Source organism: Mesorhizobium sp. M0698 (genome assembly GCF_040320455.1).
Classification (GTDB): domain Bacteria; phylum Pseudomonadota; class Alphaproteobacteria; order Rhizobiales; family Rhizobiaceae; genus Mesorhizobium.
Genome location: NZ_JAMYPQ010000006.1, coordinates 65,492 through 85,298 on the forward strand (window position 1 = coordinate 65,492; position 19,807 = coordinate 85,298).

18 protein-coding genes are annotated in these 19,807 nt (G+C 63.3%); 11 read left to right on the forward strand and 7 right to left on the reverse strand.

The features are described from left to right. The first annotated feature begins 63 nt into the window (after positions 1-63). A complete protein-coding gene (gene secB / locus NKI16_RS15280) occupies positions 64-564 on the forward strand; it encodes a protein-export chaperone SecB (protein WP_023675917.1) in 501 nt (166 codons plus the stop codon). A gap of 294 nt (positions 565-858) precedes the next feature. Further along, the gene (locus tag NKI16_RS15285; RefSeq protein WP_352570211.1) at positions 859-1,146 is read left to right on the forward strand and encodes a GIY-YIG nuclease family protein; all 288 of its coding nucleotides are present in this window, start codon (positions 859-861) and stop codon (positions 1,144-1,146) included. A gap of 196 nt (positions 1,147-1,342) precedes the next feature. Here NKI16_RS15285 and dnaQ read toward each other — a convergent pair whose 3' ends face one another. From dnaQ to NKI16_RS15310, 5 genes are all read right to left on the reverse strand, one after another. Beyond that, positions 1,343-2,062 carry a DNA polymerase III subunit epsilon gene (gene dnaQ, locus NKI16_RS15290; protein ID WP_352784318.1) on the reverse strand — a complete coding sequence of 240 codons (720 nt, stop codon included), beginning with the start codon at positions 2,060-2,062 and terminating at the stop codon, positions 1,343-1,345. Positions 2,063-2,148: 86 nt separating this feature from the next. Next, positions 2,149-2,751, reverse strand: a complete 603-nt coding sequence (gene coaE / locus NKI16_RS15295; RefSeq protein ID WP_352685122.1) for a dephospho-CoA kinase — start codon at positions 2,749-2,751, stop codon at positions 2,149-2,151. Beyond that, positions 2,748-3,590, reverse strand: a complete 843-nt coding sequence (locus tag NKI16_RS15300) for a shikimate dehydrogenase (RefSeq protein ID WP_352685120.1) — start codon at positions 3,588-3,590, stop codon at positions 2,748-2,750. The genes coaE and NKI16_RS15300 overlap by 4 nt, the downstream gene beginning before the upstream one ends. Continuing rightward, on the reverse strand, positions 3,583-4,182 hold the full coding sequence (locus tag NKI16_RS15305) for a Maf-like protein (RefSeq protein WP_352685118.1): 600 nt from the start codon (positions 4,180-4,182) through the stop codon (positions 3,583-3,585). Before NKI16_RS15305 ends, NKI16_RS15300 begins: the two co-directional genes overlap by 8 nt. A 196-nt stretch (positions 4,183-4,378) precedes the next feature. After that, on the reverse strand, positions 4,379-5,197 hold the full coding sequence (locus NKI16_RS15310; RefSeq protein WP_352453668.1) for a pyruvate, water dikinase regulatory protein: 819 nt from the start codon (positions 5,195-5,197) through the stop codon (positions 4,379-4,381). Between the two features lie 401 nt (positions 5,198-5,598). On the opposite strand from NKI16_RS15310, the gene hemE reads away from it, so the two are divergent. From hemE to rho, 3 genes are all read left to right on the forward strand, one after another. After that, complete coding sequence (gene hemE / locus NKI16_RS15315; RefSeq protein ID WP_352685116.1) at positions 5,599-6,627, forward strand: uroporphyrinogen decarboxylase; 1,029 nt, start codon at positions 5,599-5,601, stop codon at positions 6,625-6,627. Between the two features lie 2 nt (positions 6,628-6,629). Continuing rightward, positions 6,630-7,175: a protoporphyrinogen oxidase HemJ gene (gene hemJ, locus NKI16_RS15320; RefSeq protein ID WP_031211566.1), complete on the forward strand. Its 546-nt coding sequence runs from the start codon at positions 6,630-6,632 to the stop codon at positions 7,173-7,175. A 166-nt stretch (positions 7,176-7,341) separates the two neighbouring features. Beyond that, the gene (gene rho / locus NKI16_RS15325; RefSeq protein WP_023675925.1) at positions 7,342-8,607 is read left to right on the forward strand and encodes a transcription termination factor Rho; all 1,266 of its coding nucleotides are present in this window, start codon (positions 7,342-7,344) and stop codon (positions 8,605-8,607) included. Between the two features lie 185 nt (positions 8,608-8,792). Here the strand turns inward: rho and NKI16_RS15330 are convergent, their stop codons facing one another. Next, positions 8,793-10,811, reverse strand: a complete 2,019-nt coding sequence (locus tag NKI16_RS15330; protein WP_352784322.1) for a thioredoxin domain-containing protein — start codon at positions 10,809-10,811, stop codon at positions 8,793-8,795. Between the two features lie 59 nt (positions 10,812-10,870). On the opposite strand from NKI16_RS15330, the gene mnmE reads away from it, so the two are divergent. The 5 genes from mnmE to NKI16_RS15355 all read left to right on the forward strand — a co-directional run bounded on the left by mnmE (position 10,871) and on the right by NKI16_RS15355 (position 16,876). Continuing rightward, a complete protein-coding gene (mnmE, locus tag NKI16_RS15335) occupies positions 10,871-12,199 on the forward strand; it encodes a tRNA uridine-5-carboxymethylaminomethyl(34) synthesis GTPase MnmE (protein WP_352784324.1) in 1,329 nt (442 codons plus the stop codon). Positions 12,200-12,583: 384 nt separating this feature from the next. Further along, positions 12,584-14,473 carry a tRNA uridine-5-carboxymethylaminomethyl(34) synthesis enzyme MnmG gene (gene mnmG / locus NKI16_RS15340; protein ID WP_352784327.1) on the forward strand — a complete coding sequence of 630 codons (1,890 nt, stop codon included), beginning with the start codon at positions 12,584-12,586 and terminating at the stop codon, positions 14,471-14,473. Then, complete coding sequence (gene rsmG, locus NKI16_RS15345) at positions 14,470-15,111, forward strand: 16S rRNA (guanine(527)-N(7))-methyltransferase RsmG (RefSeq protein ID WP_352570098.1); 642 nt, start codon at positions 14,470-14,472, stop codon at positions 15,109-15,111. Before mnmG ends, rsmG begins: the two co-directional genes overlap by 4 nt. A 33-nt stretch (positions 15,112-15,144) precedes the next feature. Next, positions 15,145-15,960: a ParA family protein gene (locus NKI16_RS15350; protein WP_352923196.1), complete on the forward strand. Its 816-nt coding sequence runs from the start codon at positions 15,145-15,147 to the stop codon at positions 15,958-15,960. Between the two features lie 34 nt (positions 15,961-15,994). After that, the gene (locus NKI16_RS15355) at positions 15,995-16,876 is read left to right on the forward strand and encodes a ParB/RepB/Spo0J family partition protein (protein ID WP_352570097.1); all 882 of its coding nucleotides are present in this window, start codon (positions 15,995-15,997) and stop codon (positions 16,874-16,876) included. A gap of 219 nt (positions 16,877-17,095) precedes the next feature. Here the strand turns inward: NKI16_RS15355 and holA are convergent, their stop codons facing one another. After that, the gene (gene holA / locus NKI16_RS15360; RefSeq protein ID WP_023675932.1) at positions 17,096-18,142 is read right to left on the reverse strand and encodes a DNA polymerase III subunit delta; all 1,047 of its coding nucleotides are present in this window, start codon (positions 18,140-18,142) and stop codon (positions 17,096-17,098) included. Positions 18,143-18,572: 430 nt separating this feature from the next. Here holA and NKI16_RS15365 point away from each other — a divergent pair, with 430 nt between their 5' ends. Then, positions 18,573-19,805, forward strand: coding sequence for a 3-methyl-2-oxobutanoate dehydrogenase (2-methylpropanoyl-transferring) subunit alpha (locus tag NKI16_RS15365; RefSeq protein ID WP_023675934.1), 1,233 nt, complete (start codon positions 18,573-18,575; stop codon positions 19,803-19,805). Positions 19,806-19,807: the final 2 nt, after the last annotated feature.

The following is a 19,807-nucleotide window of genomic DNA, read 5'->3' on the forward strand; positions in this document are numbered from 1 at the left end:
GATAGCGAACGCCCGAATTTCAATCCGGTCAGCAACGCTGCCCAGGCAAAAGGACCACAGCTTATGGCCAGCAACGACGACGCGCCGACCGGCGCAGCCAACGGTAATGGAAATGCGGCGCAGCCTTCGCTCAACGTGCTTGCGCAATATGTGAAGGACCTGTCCTTCGAAAGCCCGGGCGCACCGAACTCGCTGCGCGGCCGCGACAAGGCTCCGGGCATCGCCATCAATGTCAACGTCAACGCCAATCCGCTTTCCGACAAGCAGTTCGACGTCAATTTGACGCTGAACGCCAAAGCGTCGTTCGACCAGGAAGTGCTGTTCAATGTCGAACTGGTCTATGGCGGCGTCTTCTCCATCAGCGGCTTCCCGCAGGAGCACATGCTGCCGATCCTGTTCATCGAATGCCCGCGGCTGCTGTTCCCGTTCGCCCGGCAGATCATCGCCGAGGCAACACGCAATGGCGGCTTCCCGCCGCTGATGCTAGACCCGATCGATTTCGCGCAGATGTTCCAGCAGAAGTTGGCCGAGGACCAGGCTGCCGCCAAGGTCAAGGTGAGCTGAAGCGGTTGTCTCGCTAGCGTTTGGAAAAACCCGGCCTTGCGCCGGGTTTTTTATAATGATGTCCCGCCCGAAAGGCTGAAGGCCAATCGGACGCAAGCGTCGATGGTTCTCTTCAGCGGCAAGTCGAATATCTTCGAGATTAGCCGAATATCACCACGTCTTCGTCATCCCAGGGCGGAGCAGGAGCGAAGCGACGTCGCGGAGACCCTGGGATCCATGCCGTTACATCAGCCGAAGAATACAGCGGCTCAGAACGGCGCTTGTATCCGCAACTGTGCCAGCTACCCTTCAGCCATGACCGGCTATACCTACATGACCGCTAGCCAGAAGCGCGGCACGATCTACATCGGCGTCACCAACGATCTCGGCCGCCGCATGCCGGAGCACAAATCCGGCCAAGGTTCGCGCTTCACCGGCCGCTACGGCGTGCAGCGCCTGGTCTGGTACGAGGAACATTTCGACATTCGTGACGCCATTCAGCGCGAGAAGTCGCTGAAGCGCTGGCCGCGGCAGTGGAAGATCGAGCTGATCGAGAAGACCAATCCAGAGTGGTTCGAGCTTTTTCGCGGAACGGGGTGGTAGTTCGGTTCTGGTCCGCAGGCGCACTGCCGCGTGGTAACGGCATGGATCCCAGGGTCTGCGCCGCGTCGCTTTGCTCCTTGCTCCGCCCTGGGATGACGAATTGGAGGGATATTTCAGCCAATCTCCAAGGTTTGCGATTTGCCACTGAACGGAACTATCGACGTTCGCTGCCGATGACCGCAACCTGTCAAAATCACTATGCGGCGGAACTCGCTTCCGGGGGGACGCGCAGCCACAGCGCCTTTTCGCCCAATGTGCCAACCATGCCCGCGTGCGCGGTGCGCTCGGCTTCGGTCAGGCGCGACGGCAAGGCGATCGGCCGCACACCGATCGAAATATCGATGTCGTCGACATTCTGCCTTCCGCCCGCCGGAGTCAGGATGCTGTCGAGGATGAGGCTTGCCTGCTTGCCGCCGATGAGCTCGATATAGACCTCGGCCAGCAATTCCGAATCGAGCAGCGCGCCGTGCTTGGTCCGGCGGCCGTTGTCGATGCCGTAGCGGCGGCAGAGCGCATCGAGCGAATTGGGGCCCATCGGATGCTTGCGGCGCGCCAGCGCCAGCGTGTCGACGATCCGTCCCGGATCGATGGCCGGATGGCCAAGCCGGCCGAATTCGAGATTGAGGAAGCCGATGTCGAAGCCGGCATTGTGCGCGACCAGCTTGGCGCCGTCGATGAAGGCCAGAAACTCCTCGGCGATCTCCATGAAAGTCGGCTTGCCCTGAAGATCGGCGGCGCTGATGCCGTGCACGGCCTGCGCCTCGTGATGGATCTGGCGGCCTTGCGGGTTGATGTATTTGTGGAAGGTTCGGCCGGTCGGAAAGCGGTTGACCAGCTCGATGCCGCCAAGCTCGATGACGCGGTCCTCGCGCGTGTCGAGGCCGGTGGTTTCCGTATCGAAGATGATCTCACGCATCGAATCAGTCCACTGGTTCCGACATCATTCTAGCCGAATCACACCAGGAACAAAATGGCAACAAGTAATGTGGGTCTGCAAGCCTCTTAACCAGGCCTGGCTGCCTTATCCACGACTAGTTCGGCGACGATCGCCTTGACGGCCGCGCGAGCGGCGTCAAAGCCCTGACCGGTGTCGATGACAAAGTCGGCGCGCCGGCGCTTTTCGGCGTCGGCAACCTGCCTGGCCAGGATCGACGCCAGTTTCTCCTCGTTCATGCCCGGCCGTGCCAGCACGCGGGCGCGCTGGACTTCAGGCGGCGCGGTGACGACCACGACCTTGTCGACGCGATCGCGGCCGCCGGTCTCGAACAGCAGCGGTATATCGAGCACGACAAGAGGCGCGCCGGCGGCACGATGTTCAGCCAGGAAGGCATCGGCGTCGGCACGGACCAACGGATGGATGATCGCTTCCAGACGTTTCAGGGCGGCGGCGTCGCCGAGCACCCGCTCCGCCAGTGCCGCACGGTCGACCGCACCGGATCTGGTGGTGCCGGGAAAGGCCGCCTCGACCAAGGGCGCGGCCTTGCCGGCATAAAGGCGATGCACAGCCTCGTCGGAATCATGGACCGGCACGCCGGCTTCGGCAAACATCTTGGCCGTGGTCGATTTGCCCATGCCGATCGATCCGGTGAGGCCGAGCACGATCATTTTATCGCGCCGATATCGGCGATGATCATTTGCCGCAGTTCGGCGGTGACCTGCGGCCTGGTGCCGAACCAGCGCTCGAAGCCGGGCACCGCCTGGTGCAGCAGCATGCCGAGCCCATCGACGGTTCTCAGGCCGCGCGCTTTGGCCGCGGCAAGGAGCGGCGTCTCCAGTGGCACGTAGACGATGTCGGTGACGATGGCGCCGTCCGGCAGTCTGCGGGGATCGGCGGACAGGCCTTCATTGCCGTGCATGCCGAGCGCTGACGTGTTGACCAGCAGGCCGGCATCTTCGAGCAATTCGCCGGTCGCCGCCAAGCCATGGGCGGAGACGCCGGCACCGAAGCGGTCGCGCAGCTCCTGCGCCCTCGCAAGCGTCCGATTGACGATGCGGATGTCGGCGACGCCGCGCTGCTTCAGCGCATGAATAACCGCGCGAGCGGCGCCACCGGCGCCGAGCACCACGGCGCGGCCGTTGGCCGCCCAGCCCGGTGCATATTCGTCCAGATTGGCGGCAAAGCCATGGGCGTCGGTATTGCCGCCCCACAATTCGCCATTCTCGAACCACAGCGTATTGACCGCACCGATCTGTTCGGCGTCGGCGTCGCGGCGCGCCGCCAGTGCGAAGGCGGCTTCCTTGTGCGGGATGGTGACGTTGCCGCCGCGATAGCCTTGTGCCTGCAGCGTCTGCAGGAATTCGGCAAACGCCTCTGGTGCAACGTCGATGGCCTCGTAGACGCCGCCGATGCCATATTTCGTCAGCCAGTAGCCGTGGATCTTCGGAGACCTGGAATGCGCGATCGGGTGGCCCGTGACAAACGCCTTTTTCGTGGCCTCAGCCATCGATCGCCCCGAACTCACGCAGCTTGGCCAGCACCGGCAAAAGTGGCAGGCCGACAATAGTAAAATAGTCGCCTTCGATTTTTTCGAACAGCTGGATGCCTTCGCCTTCGATCTGGTAAGCGCCGACGCTGGACAAGGCCTTGGCGCCGACGCGCGCAAGATGGCGGCCGATGAAGGCCGGATCGAGCTTGCGCATGGTCAGGCTCGCAATGCCGACATGCCGCCACAGAACCTGGCCGTCACGGCCGAGCACGACGGCGCTGTTGAGATGATGCGTCTTGCCCGACAGCGCCAGCAGATGACGGCGCGCTCCTTCCATGTCGGCCGGCTTATGGAACAGCTCGTCGCCGAGCGACAGCGTCTGGTCGCAGCCGAGCACCAGGGCGCCGGGCTTGCGCTCGCTGACGTCGGTGGCCTTGGCTTCGGCGAGCACCAGGGCGACGTCCTCCGGCGACACGCCACTATTCTGCAGCGGCGCCTCCAGCGCGCGCTCATCGACTGAAGCCGGAACCGCTTCGACTGCGACGCCGGCATTGACGAGCAGCGCCTTGCGGAACGGGCTGCCCGAGGCAAGGATGATTTTTTCGGCCATTTTTTTCGCCTGATCTTTCCTTCTCCCCTTGTGGGAGAAGGTGGATTGGCGCGCAGCGCCAAGACGGTTGAGGGGTGTTGGACGGAGCATTGTTGGTGCCAAGCTGGAACACCCCTCATCCGACCGAGCTTCGCTCGGCCACCTTCTCCCACAAGGGGAGAAGGTAAGGACCACCCACAGCACAAGCGTCCAAACCCTACCGCGTCTTGCCGCGCAGGGCAACGATTGCCGCCGCCGTCTCCTCGATCGAACGGCGGCTGACGTCGATCATCGGCCAGCCATGCCGCGTGCATATCTGGCGGGCATAGGTGAGCTCTTCCGCGATCGCGGCGCGGTCGACATAATCGGTCGGCTCATAGGCGCTGGTGCCGAGAATGCGGTTCTGCCGGACTTGCGATATGCGTTCGGCGGTGGCGACCAGGCCGACGATCAGCGGTCTCCTGGCATTGACCAGGGTTTCGGGCACCGGTACGCCGAGCACAATCGGAATGTTGGCGGTCTTGATGCCGCGATTGGCGAGATAGATGCTGGTCGGGGTCTTCGAGGTGCGTGAGATCCCGACAAGCACGATGTCGGCATCGTCCATATTGGCCGGCAGCTGGCCGTCATCATGCTCCATGGTGAAATTGAGCGCGTCGATGCGGCGGAAATATTCGGCGTCCAGCACATGCTGGGCGCCGACGCGGCGGCCGGCCGGCGTGCCGAGATAGGACTGGAACACCGTCAGCACCGGCTCCAGCACCGAGACGCAAGGCAGGCCCATGGCCGCGCAGCGTTCGTCGATACCGCGGGCAAGCTTCTGGTCGACCACCGTGTAGAGGATGATGCCCGGCTCCTCCTCGATGTCCTCGAACACCTTCGTCACCTGCTTTTCGGTGCGGATGAGCGGGTAGATATGTTCGATGGCGCGCGCATCCTTGTATTGCGCGGAAGCCGCGCGGCCGGCGGCCAGCAGCGTTTCGCCGGTGGCGTCGGAAATCAGATGAAGGTGAAAGAAGCTCTGCGGTTTGTTCACAGGATACATTCCAGGCTGTGGGCCGATGTGGATAAGCCGGGCGGAAAACTCGGCCACCGCAAAGCGACTGTATCAGATGCCGGTTTGTCCACAATTCGATGTGCTGTCGGCTTCTCCGGGCGGTTGGGGACAAGTCCGGGGACGGAGCTTTTTGCCTTCGCTTCATCCACAGGGGCAATTTCCCTGGCGTGGCGGCAACGCATTGACTCCAGTCGTAAATTCCCGATTTTCCACAAAGTCCTGCAATCCCGCTGGAGAAGCGCGCGACAATATGCTGGCTGGTCTTTTCGAGGGCAAAGCGGGACAGGAGACAACCACCACAACCAACAGACTCTTAGAATCATAAGATTCCTAAAAATAGAATATTTAATTATAGGGAAGCCTGGAAAGGCGAGCGCTCAATGCCTCAAGACCGGATCGTGCTGGACGTGTTGAGAGGCAAAGCGGCGTTTCCGCCGCCGCTCTGGATGATGCGCCAGGCCGGCCGCTATCTGCCGGAATACCGGGAGACGAGGAGACGGGCCGGATCCTTCCTCGATCTTTGCTACGACCCGGATCTCGCCGTCGAAGTGACGCTGCAGCCGATCGAACGCTTCGGCTTCGATGCATCGATCCTGTTTTCCGATATTCTTGTCGTGCCGCATGCGCTCGGCCGCGACGTGCGCTTCGAGGAAGGACGCGGCCCGCTGCTGACGCCGATCACGGCTGCGGAAATTGCGGCTCTCGACGGCGAAACGTTTCACGTGAATCTCGAGCCGGTCTACGAGACGGTGCGGCGGTTGCGCGCCAGACTGCCTGATGAAACGACGCTGATCGGCTTCTGCGGTGCGCCCTGGACGGTGGCGACCTACATGATTGCCGGCCACGGTACGCCCGACCAGGCGCCGGCCAGGCTGTTCGCCTATCGCGAGCCGGCGGCCTTTCTTAGGCTGCTGAAGGTGCTGGCCGATCATTCGGGTGCTTATCTGATCCGCCAGATCGAGGCCGGCGCCGACGTGGTGCAGATCTTCGATTCGTGGTCAGGCGTACTCGACGAAGCGTCTTTCGAGTTGTTCTGCGTCGAGCCGGTGGCCTCGATCGTCCGGCAAGTGAAGGCTGCCCATCCCAATGTTCCGATCATCGGCTTTCCCAAGGGCGCGGGAGATCACTATCGAAGCTATCGCCAGAAGACCGGCGTGACCGGGCTGGGCCTCGACTGGACCGTGCCATTGTCGACGGCGAAGGAATTGCAGCGTGACGGCGCCGTGCAGGGCAATCTCGATCCGCTGAGGCTTGTAGCCGGCGGCAAGGCGCTTGACGACGGCGTGGGGGCGATCTTGAAGGCGCTGGGCGACGGGCCGCTGATCTTCAATCTCGGCCACGGCATCACGCCGGAGACGCCGCTCGCTCATGTCGAGCGGATGGTCAAGCTGGTGCGGAGCGCATCGTGACGATGATGGGCGCGGACAATGCGAACGGCACCAACACCGGTAAGGGCGCGATGCGCCGCGCGGCAATCGCGATCGCCATTTTCCTGGTGCTGGCCGGGCTGCTGTTGCTGTTCGGGCCCGATGATTTCTATCCTTGGGCGAAGGCGATCCATGTGATTGCCGTCATCTCCTGGATGGCGGGCATGCTCTATCTGCCGCGCTTGCTGGTCTATCATGCCGATGCCGAAAAAGGCTCCGTCCAGTCGGAGACCTTCAAGGTGATGGAGCGCCGGCTGCTGCGCGGCATCATCAATCCGGCAATGGTGATCACCTGGGCATTCGGCCTGTGGCTTGCCTGGAAAGGCTTTGGTTTTCAAGGCGGCTGGCTGCATGCCAAGATCGCTGCGGTGGTTGGCCTGTCGGCCGTGCATGGCTATCTCGCCGGCGCCGTCCGGAAATTTGCCGAAGACCGCAATGAAAAATCGGCAAGGCACTGGCGGATCGTCAATGAGATCCCTACATTGCTGATGATCGTCATCGTCGTCCTGGTTATCGTGAAACCGTTCTGACGTCTTCGGTTGCCCGCAAAAGGCGGCTTGCTCTTTCAACCGACCGACGATAAAAGACGGGTCTTCCTTCCCGTCATGCGCCGCCCATTTATCGCTTCGGCCGCGCCCGGCATTTGTCGCATCCCGCCGATATTTTTCCCAAAGCTTACTCAGAGTCCGTCTAATGATGCAAGAAATGAAACTCACAGAGTTCAAGAACAAGAAGCCGCCAGAGCTGATCGCTTATGCGGAATCGCTCGAAGTCGAGAATGCCAGCGTCATGCGCAAGCAGGAGCTGATGTTCGCGATCCTGAAGAGGCTGGCGACCCAGGATATCGAGATCATCGGCGACGGCGTCGTCGAAGTGCTGCAGGACGGCTTTGGCTTCCTGCGCTCCGCCAATGCCAACTATTTGCCAGGTCCCGACGACATCTATATTTCACCGTCGCAGATCCGGCGGTTCTCGCTGAAGACCGGCGATACGGTCGAAGGGCCGATCCGCAGCCCGAAAGAGGGCGAGCGCTATTTCGCGCTGCTCAAGGTCAACACGATCAATTTCGACGACCCGGAAAAAATCCGCCACAAGATCCATTTCGACAATCTGACGCCGCTTTATCCGACCTCGCGGCTGAAGATGGAGATGGAGGTTCCGACCTCCAAGGATATTTCGGCGCGCGTCATCGACCTGGTGGCGCCGCTCGGCAAGGGCCAGCGCGCGTTGATCGTGGCGCAGCCGCGCACCGGCAAGACGGTGCTGCTGCAGAACATCGCCCATTCGATCACCACCAACCATCCGGAATGCTATTTGATCGTGCTTCTGATCGACGAGCGGCCGGAGGAAGTCACCGACATGCAGCGCTCGGTGAAGGGCGAGGTGGTGTCCTCGACCTTCGACGAGCCGGCGGTGCGCCACGTCCAGGTCGCCGAAATGGTCATCGAAAAGGCCAAGCGCCTGGTCGAGCACGGCCGTGACGTGGTCATCCTGCTGGACTCGATCACCCGCCTCGGCCGCGCCTACAACACCGTCGTGCCGTCGTCCGGCAAGGTGCTGACCGGCGGTGTCGACGCCAATGCGCTGCAACGGCCGAAGCGCTTCTTCGGTGCTGCCCGCAATATCGAGGAAGGCGGCTCGCTGACCATCATCGCCACGGCGCTGATCGATACCGGCAGCCGCATGGACGAGGTCATCTTCGAAGAGTTCAAGGGCACCGGCAATTCGGAAATCGTGCTCGACCGCAAGGTGGCGGACAAGCGCATCTACCCGGCCATGGACATCCTCAAATCCGGCACCCGCAAGGAGGACCTGCTGGTCCCACGCCAGGACCTGCAGAAGATCTTCGTGCTGCGCCGCATCCTGGCGCCGATGGGAACGACCGACGCCATCGAGTTCCTGATCGACAAGCTCAAGCAGACCAAGACCAACGCGGATTTCTTCGATTCGATGAATACGTAAGGGGTTGGCCGGCGCCGTCCTTCCCTTCTCCCCTTGTGGGAGAAGGTGGATTGGCGCGCAGCGCCAAGCCGGTTGAGGGGTGCCGGACGGAACTCCGTCGGCGCCAAGCTGGAACACCCCTCATCCGACCGAGCTTCGCTCGGCCACCTTCTCCCACAAGGGGAGAAGGGGGAGCCGCGTTGGACTCATTGCCGGTGCAACAGCCGCTCAAGCTCCTCGGCACTAGTCACCACCGGCAGGCAGACCTGCCCCGTGCAGAGCCAGGCGCCGGGCTCGGCCGTTGGCGGCAGGACGCCGCCTGGCAAGGCCGGCAGATTTGTCGCCGATCCGACAGGCACGATGGTGTCGATCCGGCGCGGGTCTGGATTTCGATTCGCAACCGGAACAAGCCTTGGATTCTCCGGTCTATCCACGATCACCAGCTTCAGCGGTTCAAGCGACAAGGCACAGGCATTGACTATACCCGCCTGGCCATAGCCCTGGTGCTCCGCCCGCCCGCCCGCGTGCTCTGCGACTGTCCAGGCTTTTTCCCAGAGATCGAGATCGCCCGAAAGCGACGACAATCGGACCAGGGCTTCGATGATCTGGCCGGTAGCGGAAGGAATGGCTTCGTCGACATCGCCGCGGATGCGGATCGGCACATCCGCGCTGTCGGACGCGGTCAGATAGTAGCCGGTCTTGTCGCTGTCCCGGTGCCAAAGATCGAGTTGCTCAATGAAGTTCCCGGCGCGATCGATATAGCCGGGATTGCCGGTCGCCTCGAACAGTGAGATGGCGGCGTTGGCCATGGCGGCATAGTCGCTCGACAGAGCCGGAAACAGCTTCTTTGCGCCGAGCATCGAATGCGGCAGGCGCCCGTCACGTCCGGCAGCCGCAATTGCGGCAAAGGCTGCTGCCGCCGCTTCGATCCAGTCGGATCGGCCAAGCGACCGTCCGGCCTCGGCAAGGGCTGCGATCATCAAGCCGTTCCAGTCGGTCAGGGCCTTGCTGTCACGCCCAGGCCGCACGCGCTGTTCCCTCGCTGCCAGCAGCCTTTGCTTGAGCGGAACCAGAAGGTCACGATCGACGACGCTCTGCGCCTGTTGAGCATCAGTCTGGCAAATGATCGGCTTGCCTTCCCAACCATGCGGACCGGCAAGCGTGAAGTATTTGAAAAACAATGCTGAATCGTCGCCAAGGGCTGCTTCGAGCTCATCCCTGCTCCAGGTGTAGAACAACCCCTCCTCACCCTCGCTATCGGCATCAAGGCTGGCGGCAAAGGCATCGCCCTCGACGCGCATTTCGCGCAACAGCCAGGCAATCGTCTCTTCGATTCGCAGCCGGAACAATTCCTTGCCGGTTGACGCATAGGCCCAATTGCACAAGCGGATGAGCTGGGCATTGTCGTAGAGCATTTTTTCGAAATGCGGGACCAGCCATTCGGCGTCGGTCGAGTAGCGGCTGAGTCCGCCGCCAATATGGTCATAGATGCCGCCGGCCACCATCTTTTCGAGGCTTAGGAGAACAGTGTCGCGGTGGGATGCGGTGCCGTCGCGCAGCCAGGACAGCCAGAGGCTCTGCATGAACGGCGCGTTGGGGAATTTCGGCGCGCCGCGCAGACCGCCCAAATCGCGGTCGATCATGCCGTCAATGCCATTGGCGAGGTTCGCCAGCATGCCGCGGTCGAGCACGGCCTTGCCATGGCTGCCCGCCAGCCGCGTCTCGACATGCGTGGTCAGGCCGTCGGCACTCTGGTTGAGGCTTTCTTTCTTCTCCCGCCAAGCCTTGTCAACCGCCTCCAGCACCTGGACGAAGCCCGGCCGGCCGTAGCGGGCTTCGCGCGGAAAGTAAGTGCCGCCCCAGAACGGCTTGCCGTCCGGGTTCAGGAACATGGTCAGCGGCCAGCCGCCTTGCTCGCCCATCGACGACAGCGCCGCCATGTAGATCTGGTCGATGTCGGGGCGCTCCTCGCGGTCGACCTTGATATTGACGAAGAGACGGTTCATGACGGCGGCGACGTCGTCGTTCTCGAAGCTCTCATGCGCCATGACGTGGCACCAATGGCACGCGGCGTAGCCGACAGAGAGCAGGATCGGACGCTGCAGCACCTTTGCTTCGGCCAGAGCGGCGCGCGACCATGGCCGCCAGTGCACTGGATTGCCGCTGTGCTGCTGCAGATAGGGGCTGGCCTCTTCGGCAAGCAGGTTTTGTGCAGGCAATGTCACGGCGCTACTCGATGGCGGATTGAACAAGCATAGCTAGGGCGCTTCGGCAGAGCGGGCAAATGATTTCAAAAGACTCCATCGTGGCGCTGTCGAGCGGGCGCCTGCCGGCCGGCATTGCAGTGATCCGGATTTCGGGGCCGCAGAGTCGATTCGCTGTCGAAACGACTGCGGGATCGAAGGTGCCAAACCGCGTTGCCACCTATCGCAAGTTCCGGGCGCCCGACGGATCGGTGCTGGACAGCGGCCTGGTCGTCTTCTTTGCCGGCCCCGACAGTTTTACCGGCGAGGACGTTGCAGAGTTCCATGTGCATGGCGGGCGCGCCGTTGTGGCGAGGATGCTGGAAACGATCACCTCCTTCGACGGCGTCAGGCATGCCGAGGCTGGCGAATTCACCCGCCGCGCCTTTCTCAACGGCAAGCTCGATCTGGTCGAAACCGAGGCGCTGGCCGATCTCATCAACGCCGAAACCGAGGCGCAGCGGCGCTTTGCCGTTCACAACGCCCAAGGCGTGCAGAGCGAACTCTATCTGGGCTGGCGCCGACGGCTGATCCACGCCCGCGCGATGATCGAGGCCGAGATCGACTTTGCCGACGAGGATGACGTGCCGGGCTCGGTCGCCGATACAGTCTGGTCCGATGTCCGGGCGATGATCGGGGAAATAGAGCGCCACGTCGCCGGCTTCCGCGCTGCCGAAATCATTCGCGATGGGTTCGAAGTGGTAATCCTCGGCGCGCCGAATGCCGGCAAGTCCAGCCTGTTCAACGCCTTGGCGCAGCGCGAAGCGGCCATCGTCACCGACGAGCCGGGCACGACCCGCGACCTGCTCGAGGTGGTACTGGACCTTGAGGGGATGCGGGTCAGGGTAACCGACACCGCCGGCCTGCGCGAGGCGCCTGGCATGATCGAGGCGATCGGCATCGAGAAAGCCAGGACCAAGGCGCACAGCGCTGATCTGCTGTTGCTGCTGGAGGATCTGGCAGACCCAATCGCGATCGGTGTGCTGACGAGCGACATTCAGGCGCTGAGGGTCGGAACAAAAATTGACCTGTTGGGGGGCAAATCGGCCTCGCCCGCGGCGCACTATGATTTCGCTATCTCGACGCGGGACGGCACGGGTCTGGCCGAACTGCTGGACGAGATCGGGCGTCGTGCCGCAGTCCAGATCGGCAAGGCCGGCGATATCCTGCCGTCGCGGCTGCGGCACGTCGAGCTGCTCAACGAGACGAAACGCTTCCTGCTTGCGGCAGTGGCAAGTAGTGATCGCGGACAGGAGCTGCGGGCCGAAGAACTGCGCCTGGCGGCGGACCGGCTTGGACGAATCGTCGGGGCGGTCGATGTAGAGGATATGCTGGACGTTATCTTTTCGCAGTTCTGTATCGGCAAATGACTCACGTGAAACATAGGGGAGGGAGCACCGGCGGTGATTCACGTGAAACACGGGTCCAGGAATAGGGGGACTGTTTCACGTGAAACGATCCCGCTCGTAGCGTCTCCCCTTCTCCCCTTGTGGGAGAAGGTGGCCGAGCGACGGTCGGTCGGATGAGGGGTGTTCCAGCTTGGCATCACCTGCACTCCGTCCAGCACCCCTCAACCGTCTTGGCGCTGCGCGCCAATCCACCTTCTCCCACAAGGGGAGAAGGGAAGACAAAACGGCGCCAGGCGATCTCTGTCTGCATTGTCGGGGGCAGTCATGCGTCTGAAGCGCCCTGCGTCCTTGACAGCGCGTGCCTCCAGGGACATGTGTCGGTCCACTTGAATTCGGGATTCTGAAATGACCAATCACTATGATGTGGTTGTGGTGGGCGGCGGTCATGCTGGTTGCGAGGCAGCCAGTGCCGCTGCGCGGGCTGGCGCCAGGACGGCGCTGGTGACGCTGCGCTTCGACACGATCGGCGTGATGTCCTGCAATCCGGCGATCGGCGGCCTCGGCAAGGGCCATCTGGTTCGCGAGATCGACGCCATGGACGGGCTGATGGGGCGCGTCGCCGATGCCGCCGGCATCCAGTTCCGCCTGCTCAACCGCCGCAAGGGGCCAGCGGTGCGTGGTCCGCGAACGCAGGCCGACCGAAAACTCTATCGCCTCGCCATTCAGGCGGCAATCCGCGAGCAGGCCGGCCTCGATGTCATCGAAGGCGAGGTGCTGGACTTCGAAATCAACGACGGGGAAATCGACGACGGACGCATCGCGGCGGTGCTGCTGGCGGATGGAAGCCGGCTCGCCTGCGGCGCCGTGGTGCTGACGACCGGCACTTTTTTGCGCGGGCTGATCCATATCGGCGAAAAGAAGATCGTCGCCGGCCGCATGAACGAGCAGGCGAGCATCGGCCTGTCGGCGACGATGAGCCGCGCCGGCTTCAGGCTCGGGCGGCTGAAGACCGGCACGCCGCCGCGGCTGGACGGCAGGACGATCGATTGGGCGTCACTGGAGAGCCAGGCGGCGGACGAGGACCCCGTGCCGTTCTCGCTGCTGACCGATCGCATCGAAAATCCGCAGATCCATTGCGGCATCACCCGAACGACCAATGCGACGCACGAGCTGATTCGCACCAATCTCGGCCGCTCGGCCATGTATTCGGGGTCGATCGAAGGCGTCGGGCCGCGTTATTGCCCGTCGATCGAAGACAAGATCGTCAAGTTCGGTGACCGCGAAGGCCACCAGATCTTTCTGGAGCCGGAAGGGCTGGACGACGACACGGTGTACCCGAACGGCATTTCGACCTCGCTGCCCGAGGACGTGCAACTCGACATCCTGAAGACCATTCCGGGGCTGGAGCGGGCAACCATGCTGCAGCCGGGCTATGCCATCGAGTATGACCATGTCGATCCACGCGAGCTCAAGCCGACGCTGGAAACCAGGCGGATCGCCGGCCTTTTCCTCGCCGGCCAGATCAACGGTACCACCGGCTACGAGGAGGCCGGCGCGCAAGGGCTGCTTGCCGGCTTGAATGCAGCGCGCAAGGCGTCGGCGAGCGAGGAAATCGTGCTGAGCCGCACCGAAGCCTATATCGGCGTGATGGTCGACGATTTGACCAGCCGCGGCATCGCCGAGCCGTACCGCATGTTCACCTCGCGGGCCGAGTTCCGGCTATCGCTGCGAGCCGACAACGCCGATGAGCGGCTGACGCCACTGGCGATAAGGCTGGGGATTGCCTCGCCGGAGCGGATGCAGCGGTTCAACAATGGTATGCAAGACCTTGAGAAGGCGCGACAGCTCGCCCTCGGCACCACCATGACCCCCAATGAGGCAGCGCGCCATGGGCTCGAAATCAACCGGGACGGCGTCCGTCGCTCGGCCTATGAGTTGCTGGCCTATCCCGGCGTCGACATCGCTTGGCTGGCGCGGATCGAGCCGGCTTTCGCCGCGATCGACAGCAAAACGGCCGAACGTCTTGAAACGGAAGCCAAATATTCTGTCTATCTCGACCGCCAGCAGGCCGATGTTTCGCAGATCAGGCATGAGGAGAGCAGGCTTATTCCCGAGTCGCTCGACTTTGCTTCTGTTCCCGGCCTGTCGAACGAGTTGAAGCAGAAGATGCTGGCACGCCAGCCGCGCTCGATTGCCGATGCGCAACGCATGGAAGGCATGACGCCGGCGGCGCTGGCGATTATTGTCGCCCATGTCCGCAATGCCGAGGCGGCCGCGCGAAAGCAGGTCGCGTGAGCGCTGCGTCCTGGGCAAACCTGCAGGCGGCAGCGGGCCCGGTTTCACGTGAAACATTCGATCGCCTGGTTGAGTTCGAGGCCGTCTTCCAGAAATGGAACCGCCGGATCAATCTGGCCGCGCAATCGACGCAGGACGATGTCTGGCGCCGCCACATCCTCGACAGCGCGCAGCTGGCGCGAATCAAACCAGAGGCGAAGCGCTGGGTCGATCTCGGCTCCGGCGGTGGGTTTCCCGGCCTTGTGCTGGCCTTTTTGCTTGCCGAGCGGGACGGCGCCGGTATCGACCTGGTTGAAAGCAACCGGAAAAAAGCATCGTTCCTGCAAGCGGTCATCGGACAGTTCAGCCTGCCCGCCAAGGTTATCGCGCGCCGCATCGACGACAGCTATCCTCTTGTTCCTGCACCGCAAATCGTCACAGCCAGGGCACTCGCCTCGCTGCCCGACTTGCTCGACCTGGCGGCACCGTGGCTGACCAAGGGGTCGCGCGGCCTGTTTCACAAAGGCCGGGATTACCGCGCCGAAGTGGCAGAAAGCGCTCAACGATGGTCTTTCGATCTGGTAGAACATGCCAGTGCAACCGACGCGCAGGGCGTCATTCTCGAAGTATCCGACTTGCGACAGCACCCTGGCTTGTGACCGGCGACCCAAATGAATTTCTGGCATAGACCCATGATGAAGAACGGCCCCCGAATCATCACCGTCGCCAACCAGAAAGGCGGCGTCGGCAAGACGACGACCGCCATCAATCTGGCCACGGCGCTCGCCGCCATAGGCGAACAGGTGCTGATCGTCGATCTCGACCCGCAGGGCAATGCCAGCACCGGGCTTGGCATCGACCGGCGCGACCGCACCGTCTCGTCCTATGATGTGCTGACCGGCGAGCTAGATCTCGAAGCGGCGGCGATCCCGACGGCGGTGCCTGGCCTGTCGATCGTACCGTCGACGCTCGACCTGCTCGGCATCGAGATGGAAATCGCCTCGGCGCCGGATCGGGTGCTGCGGCTGCGCAACGCTCTACGGGCTTCGGCCGAGCGCTCGGCCAATTTCGGCTATGTGCTGATCGACTGCCCGCCGTCGCTCAACCTGCTGACACTGAATTCGATGGCTGCGGCCGATTCGGTGCTGGTGCCGCTGCAGTGCGAGTTTTTCGCGCTGGAGGGCCTGAGCCAGCTTTTGGAGACGGTCGAGCAGGTGCGCCGCTCGATCAACCCCGACCTGACGATCCAGGGCATCGTGCTGACCATGTTCGACGGGCGCAACAATCTCGCCAACCAGGTGGTGCAGGATGTGCGGGCGCATATGGGCGACAAGGTCTATGAAACCGTCATCCCGCGCAATGTCCGCGTTTCCGAGGCGCCGTCCTACGGCAAACCGGCGATTCTCTACGACCTCAAATGTTCGGGCAGCCAGGCCTATCTGCAGCTTGCTTCGGAAGTCATCCGCCGCGAGCGCAATTGCGTGCCGCTTAACCGTTGTAAACAATAAACCCGATTCGATACCGAAACGATCTGGACGGACGATGAACGAAGACCCTTCGAGAAAAAGACTGGGCCGGGGACTGGCGGCGCTGATCGGCGAAATCGATCGCCCGGCGGCACCGGAAAAGCCGGGCCTGGCGGCCGACGGCAAGGTGCCGATCGAGTTCCTCAGCCCTAACCCGAAAAACCCGCGCCGGCATTTTGGCGACGCCGACCTGACCGACCTCGCCCAGTCGATCCGCGAACATGGCGTGGTGCAGCCGGTGGTGGCGCGGCCGTCGAAAACCCAAACGGGCCGCTACGAGATCATCGCAGGCGAGCGTCGTTGGCGTGCGGCGCAACGCGCCGGGCTGACCGATATCCCGATCATCGTGCGCGACGTCAACGATCGCACGGCGCTCGAGCTGGCGATCATCGAAAACGTCCAGCGCACCGACCTCAACCCGGTTGAGGAGGCGCTGGGCTACCAGCAACTGATCGACGACCACGGCTATACCCAAGCCGATCTCGGCCAGGTGATCGGCAAGAGCCGCAGCCATGTCGCCAATACGCTGAGGCTGCTGAAGCTGCCCGACGTCATTCGCGACATGCTGGTCGACGGCGCGCTCTCGGCCGGCCACGCCCGTACCCTGGTGACGGCCGACGACCCGGCCGGACTTGCCAAGCGGATCATCGATGAGGGGCTTTCGGTGCGCCAGGCCGAGGCCTTGGCGCAGCTGCCGGTCGGCGCGCCGGCGGCAAAACGCCAGCCCGCCGCACCGCCGCAAAAGGATGCCGACACGCTGGCGCTGGAGCGGCTGATGACCAGCACGATCGGCATGATCGTCACGATCGAGCACAACCAGCGCGGCGGCGTGATCAGCGTCGCCTACCGGACACTGGAGCAGCTCGACGAGCTTTGCCGAAGGCTGAAGCGGGAGTAGGTAGGTTGCTAAAATTAGCCGGCAAATAACGTTTTGCTGCCGCGCGGTGATTGGCGAAATCGTCGAAGTAGTTAATCTCCCCCCTTGAGGGGGAGATGGCCGGCAGGCCAGAAGGGGTCGTCAAATTTCAAGCGCCCACGTCCTCTGTCTTCGCGGAAGGGGCTGGTGTTCTACGCGCCTCTGTCGCCTTTGGCGACATCTCCCCCTCAAGGGGGGAGATTAGGTGCGCTGCGCCAGCCTGGCACTCTCCACGGTAATGCCGAGCAGGGCCTGGCGTGCCAGCGCGACCGACAGATCCGGCCGCCGGCGTGTCTGCAGGATCGCCGTCTGCAGGCGGTTGAGGGCGCGGCCGAGCGCTTCGCTGCTCCACCGTTCGAGGGCTTTCTCGACCAGCTTGCGCCGCGAAAAAAAAACCGGCGGGCGCGCCGCGGCTACGACCGAAGCGGCATTGCGGCCGCCGGCGTCCATCTGGCCGCGCATCGCCTGGATCGCCTGCAACTGCCGCATCGCCGATGAAAGTACCAGAAAGGGCTGGCCGCCGGACTGGCAATGGCGGGTGAAGGCGGTATCGAAGTCGGCGATCCTGCCTTCGAGCAGGGCGTCGACCGCCGCATCGAAGGAGAGGCCCGAGACATCGCCAGACGTCGCCTTGACGTCGTCGAGGCCGATTTCGGCCTGGCCATGCGCGTAAAGCACCAGCTTTTCGATCTCGCCGCGCGAGGCCAGCCGGTCGCCGCCGAGATTGCGGCGCAGCGCCTGCCGCGCCTCCAGTGTCATCGACATGCCGGCCTTGCGCAGTTCGTCGTCGATGACCGTATCGATATCCCTGGCCTCATCGGCATAGCAAGGCAATGCCATGGCATTGTCCGCCGCCTCCACCACGGCGCGCAGGCCGACACCCTTCTTCAAGTCGCCGGCCTCGATGAGAATGATCGCGTCCCGCGCGGGCTCCGACGTCAGCGCCTTGACGTCATCGGCAAGCGCCTTCTGAGCGCCGGCATTGCGCACCCATAGCAGGCGCCGCTCCGAAAACATCGGCACGGTGCGGGCCTCGTCGAGCAGGCGGCCCTCGTCGCGATCGACTTCCGATCCGTCCAGCCTGACGACCGAGAACGGATCGTCAAGCGGCAGGCCGGTCTTGCCGGCAAAGGCCTTTGCCCGCTCGGCAACCAGCCCGCGATCGGGACCGTAAAGCAGCACGATCGAGACGCGCGGATCCGGCTTCGCGAGCCATGCATCGACCTCGTATGCTTTCTTTTGTGCCATAGGCGCTGATTAGCATGACGCGGGCGCGGGGTGAACGGCGCCGCCCTCCTTTCCTTCTCCCCCTTGTGGGAGAAGGTGAATTGGCGCGTAGCTCCAAGACGGTTGAGGGGTGCCGGCCGGAGTGCTGTCGATGCCAAGCTGGAACACCCCTCATCCGACCGAGCTTCGCTCGGCCACCTTCTCCCACAAGGGGAGAAGGAGGTGCTCGCGCCGACCAACCCGACGCATTGCCTTATCTGGCGGGAAACCCGGCGCAATCATCTCCCAAATTGCGCGCCGATCCGGAAGATCGACAAGAAATTTCGCCGACATATCTCCATCCTGTCTGCCGCGGGCAGCAGCCAGCGGCAGCGAAGCCTCGCCCGACGAATTGGCACTGGTCTGGCGGTGTGCAAATATCCTAGCCGGGCAACAGTGGAGGACCGAGATCATGGCCGATGCCGGAATGCTGCGCTTCCATGTTCCGGAACCGGAAGTGCGGCCGGGCGGGACGCCGGATTTCTCCAATGTGAGCATTCCAAAAGCTGGCTCGGTGCCGCGCCCGAAGATCGACGTCGACCCGCGCGACATCCGCGATCTGGCGTTCTCGATCATTCGCGTGCTCAACCGCGCCGGCGAGGCTGTCGGGCCGTGGGCCGGCCTGCTTTCCGACGAGGAACTGCTGGAGGGGCTGCGCCATATGATGACGCTGCGCAGCTTCGATGCGCGCATGCAGATGGCGCAGCGCCAGGGCAAGACCTCTTTCTACATGCAGCATCTCGGCGAAGAGGCGGTGAGCTGCGCCTTCCGCAAGGCGCTGTCGCGGGGCGACATGAATTTTCCGACCTATCGGCAGGCAGGCCTGCTCATCGCCGACGGCTACCCGATGGTCACGATGATGAACCAGATCTATTCGAACGAGGCCGATCCGCTGAAAGGGCGGCAATTGCCGATCATGTATTCGTCGAAGGAGCACGGCTTCTTCTCGATCTCCGGCAATCTGGCGACGCAGTACATCCAGGCGGTCGGCTGGGCGATGGCCTCGGCGATCAGCAATGACCAGAAGATCGCCGCCGCCTGGATCGGCGACGGCTCGACTGCCGAGTCCGACTTCCATTCGGCGCTGGTGTTCGCCTCGACCTACAAGGCGCCGGTCGTGCTCAACGTCGTCAACAACCAGTGGGCGATCTCGACCTTCCAGGGCATCGCCCGCGGCGGTTCCGGCACGTTTGCCGCCCGTGGGCTCGGCTTCGGTATTCCGTCGCTGCGCGTCGACGGCAACGACTATCTCGCCGTCCATGCGGTGGCCAAATGGGCGGCGGAACGGGCGCGCAGCAATCTCGGGCCGACGCTGGTCGAATACGTCACTTACCGCGTCGGCGCCCATTCGAGCTCCGACGACCCGTCGGCCTACCGGCCGAAGGCCGAGTCCGATGCCTGGCCGCTCGGCGACCCGATCGTCAGGCTGAAGAACCATCTCATCCAGCGCGGCGTCTGGTCGGACGAACGCCACGCCCAGGCCGAGGCCGAAATCCTCGACACGGTGATTTCGGCGCAGCGGGAGGCCGAGCGCCATGGCACGCTGCATGCCGGCGGCAAGCCCTCGGCGCGCGACATGTTCGAGGGCGTCTATGCCGAGATGCCGCCGCATCTCAGGCGCCAGCGCCAACACGCAGGGGTCTGACC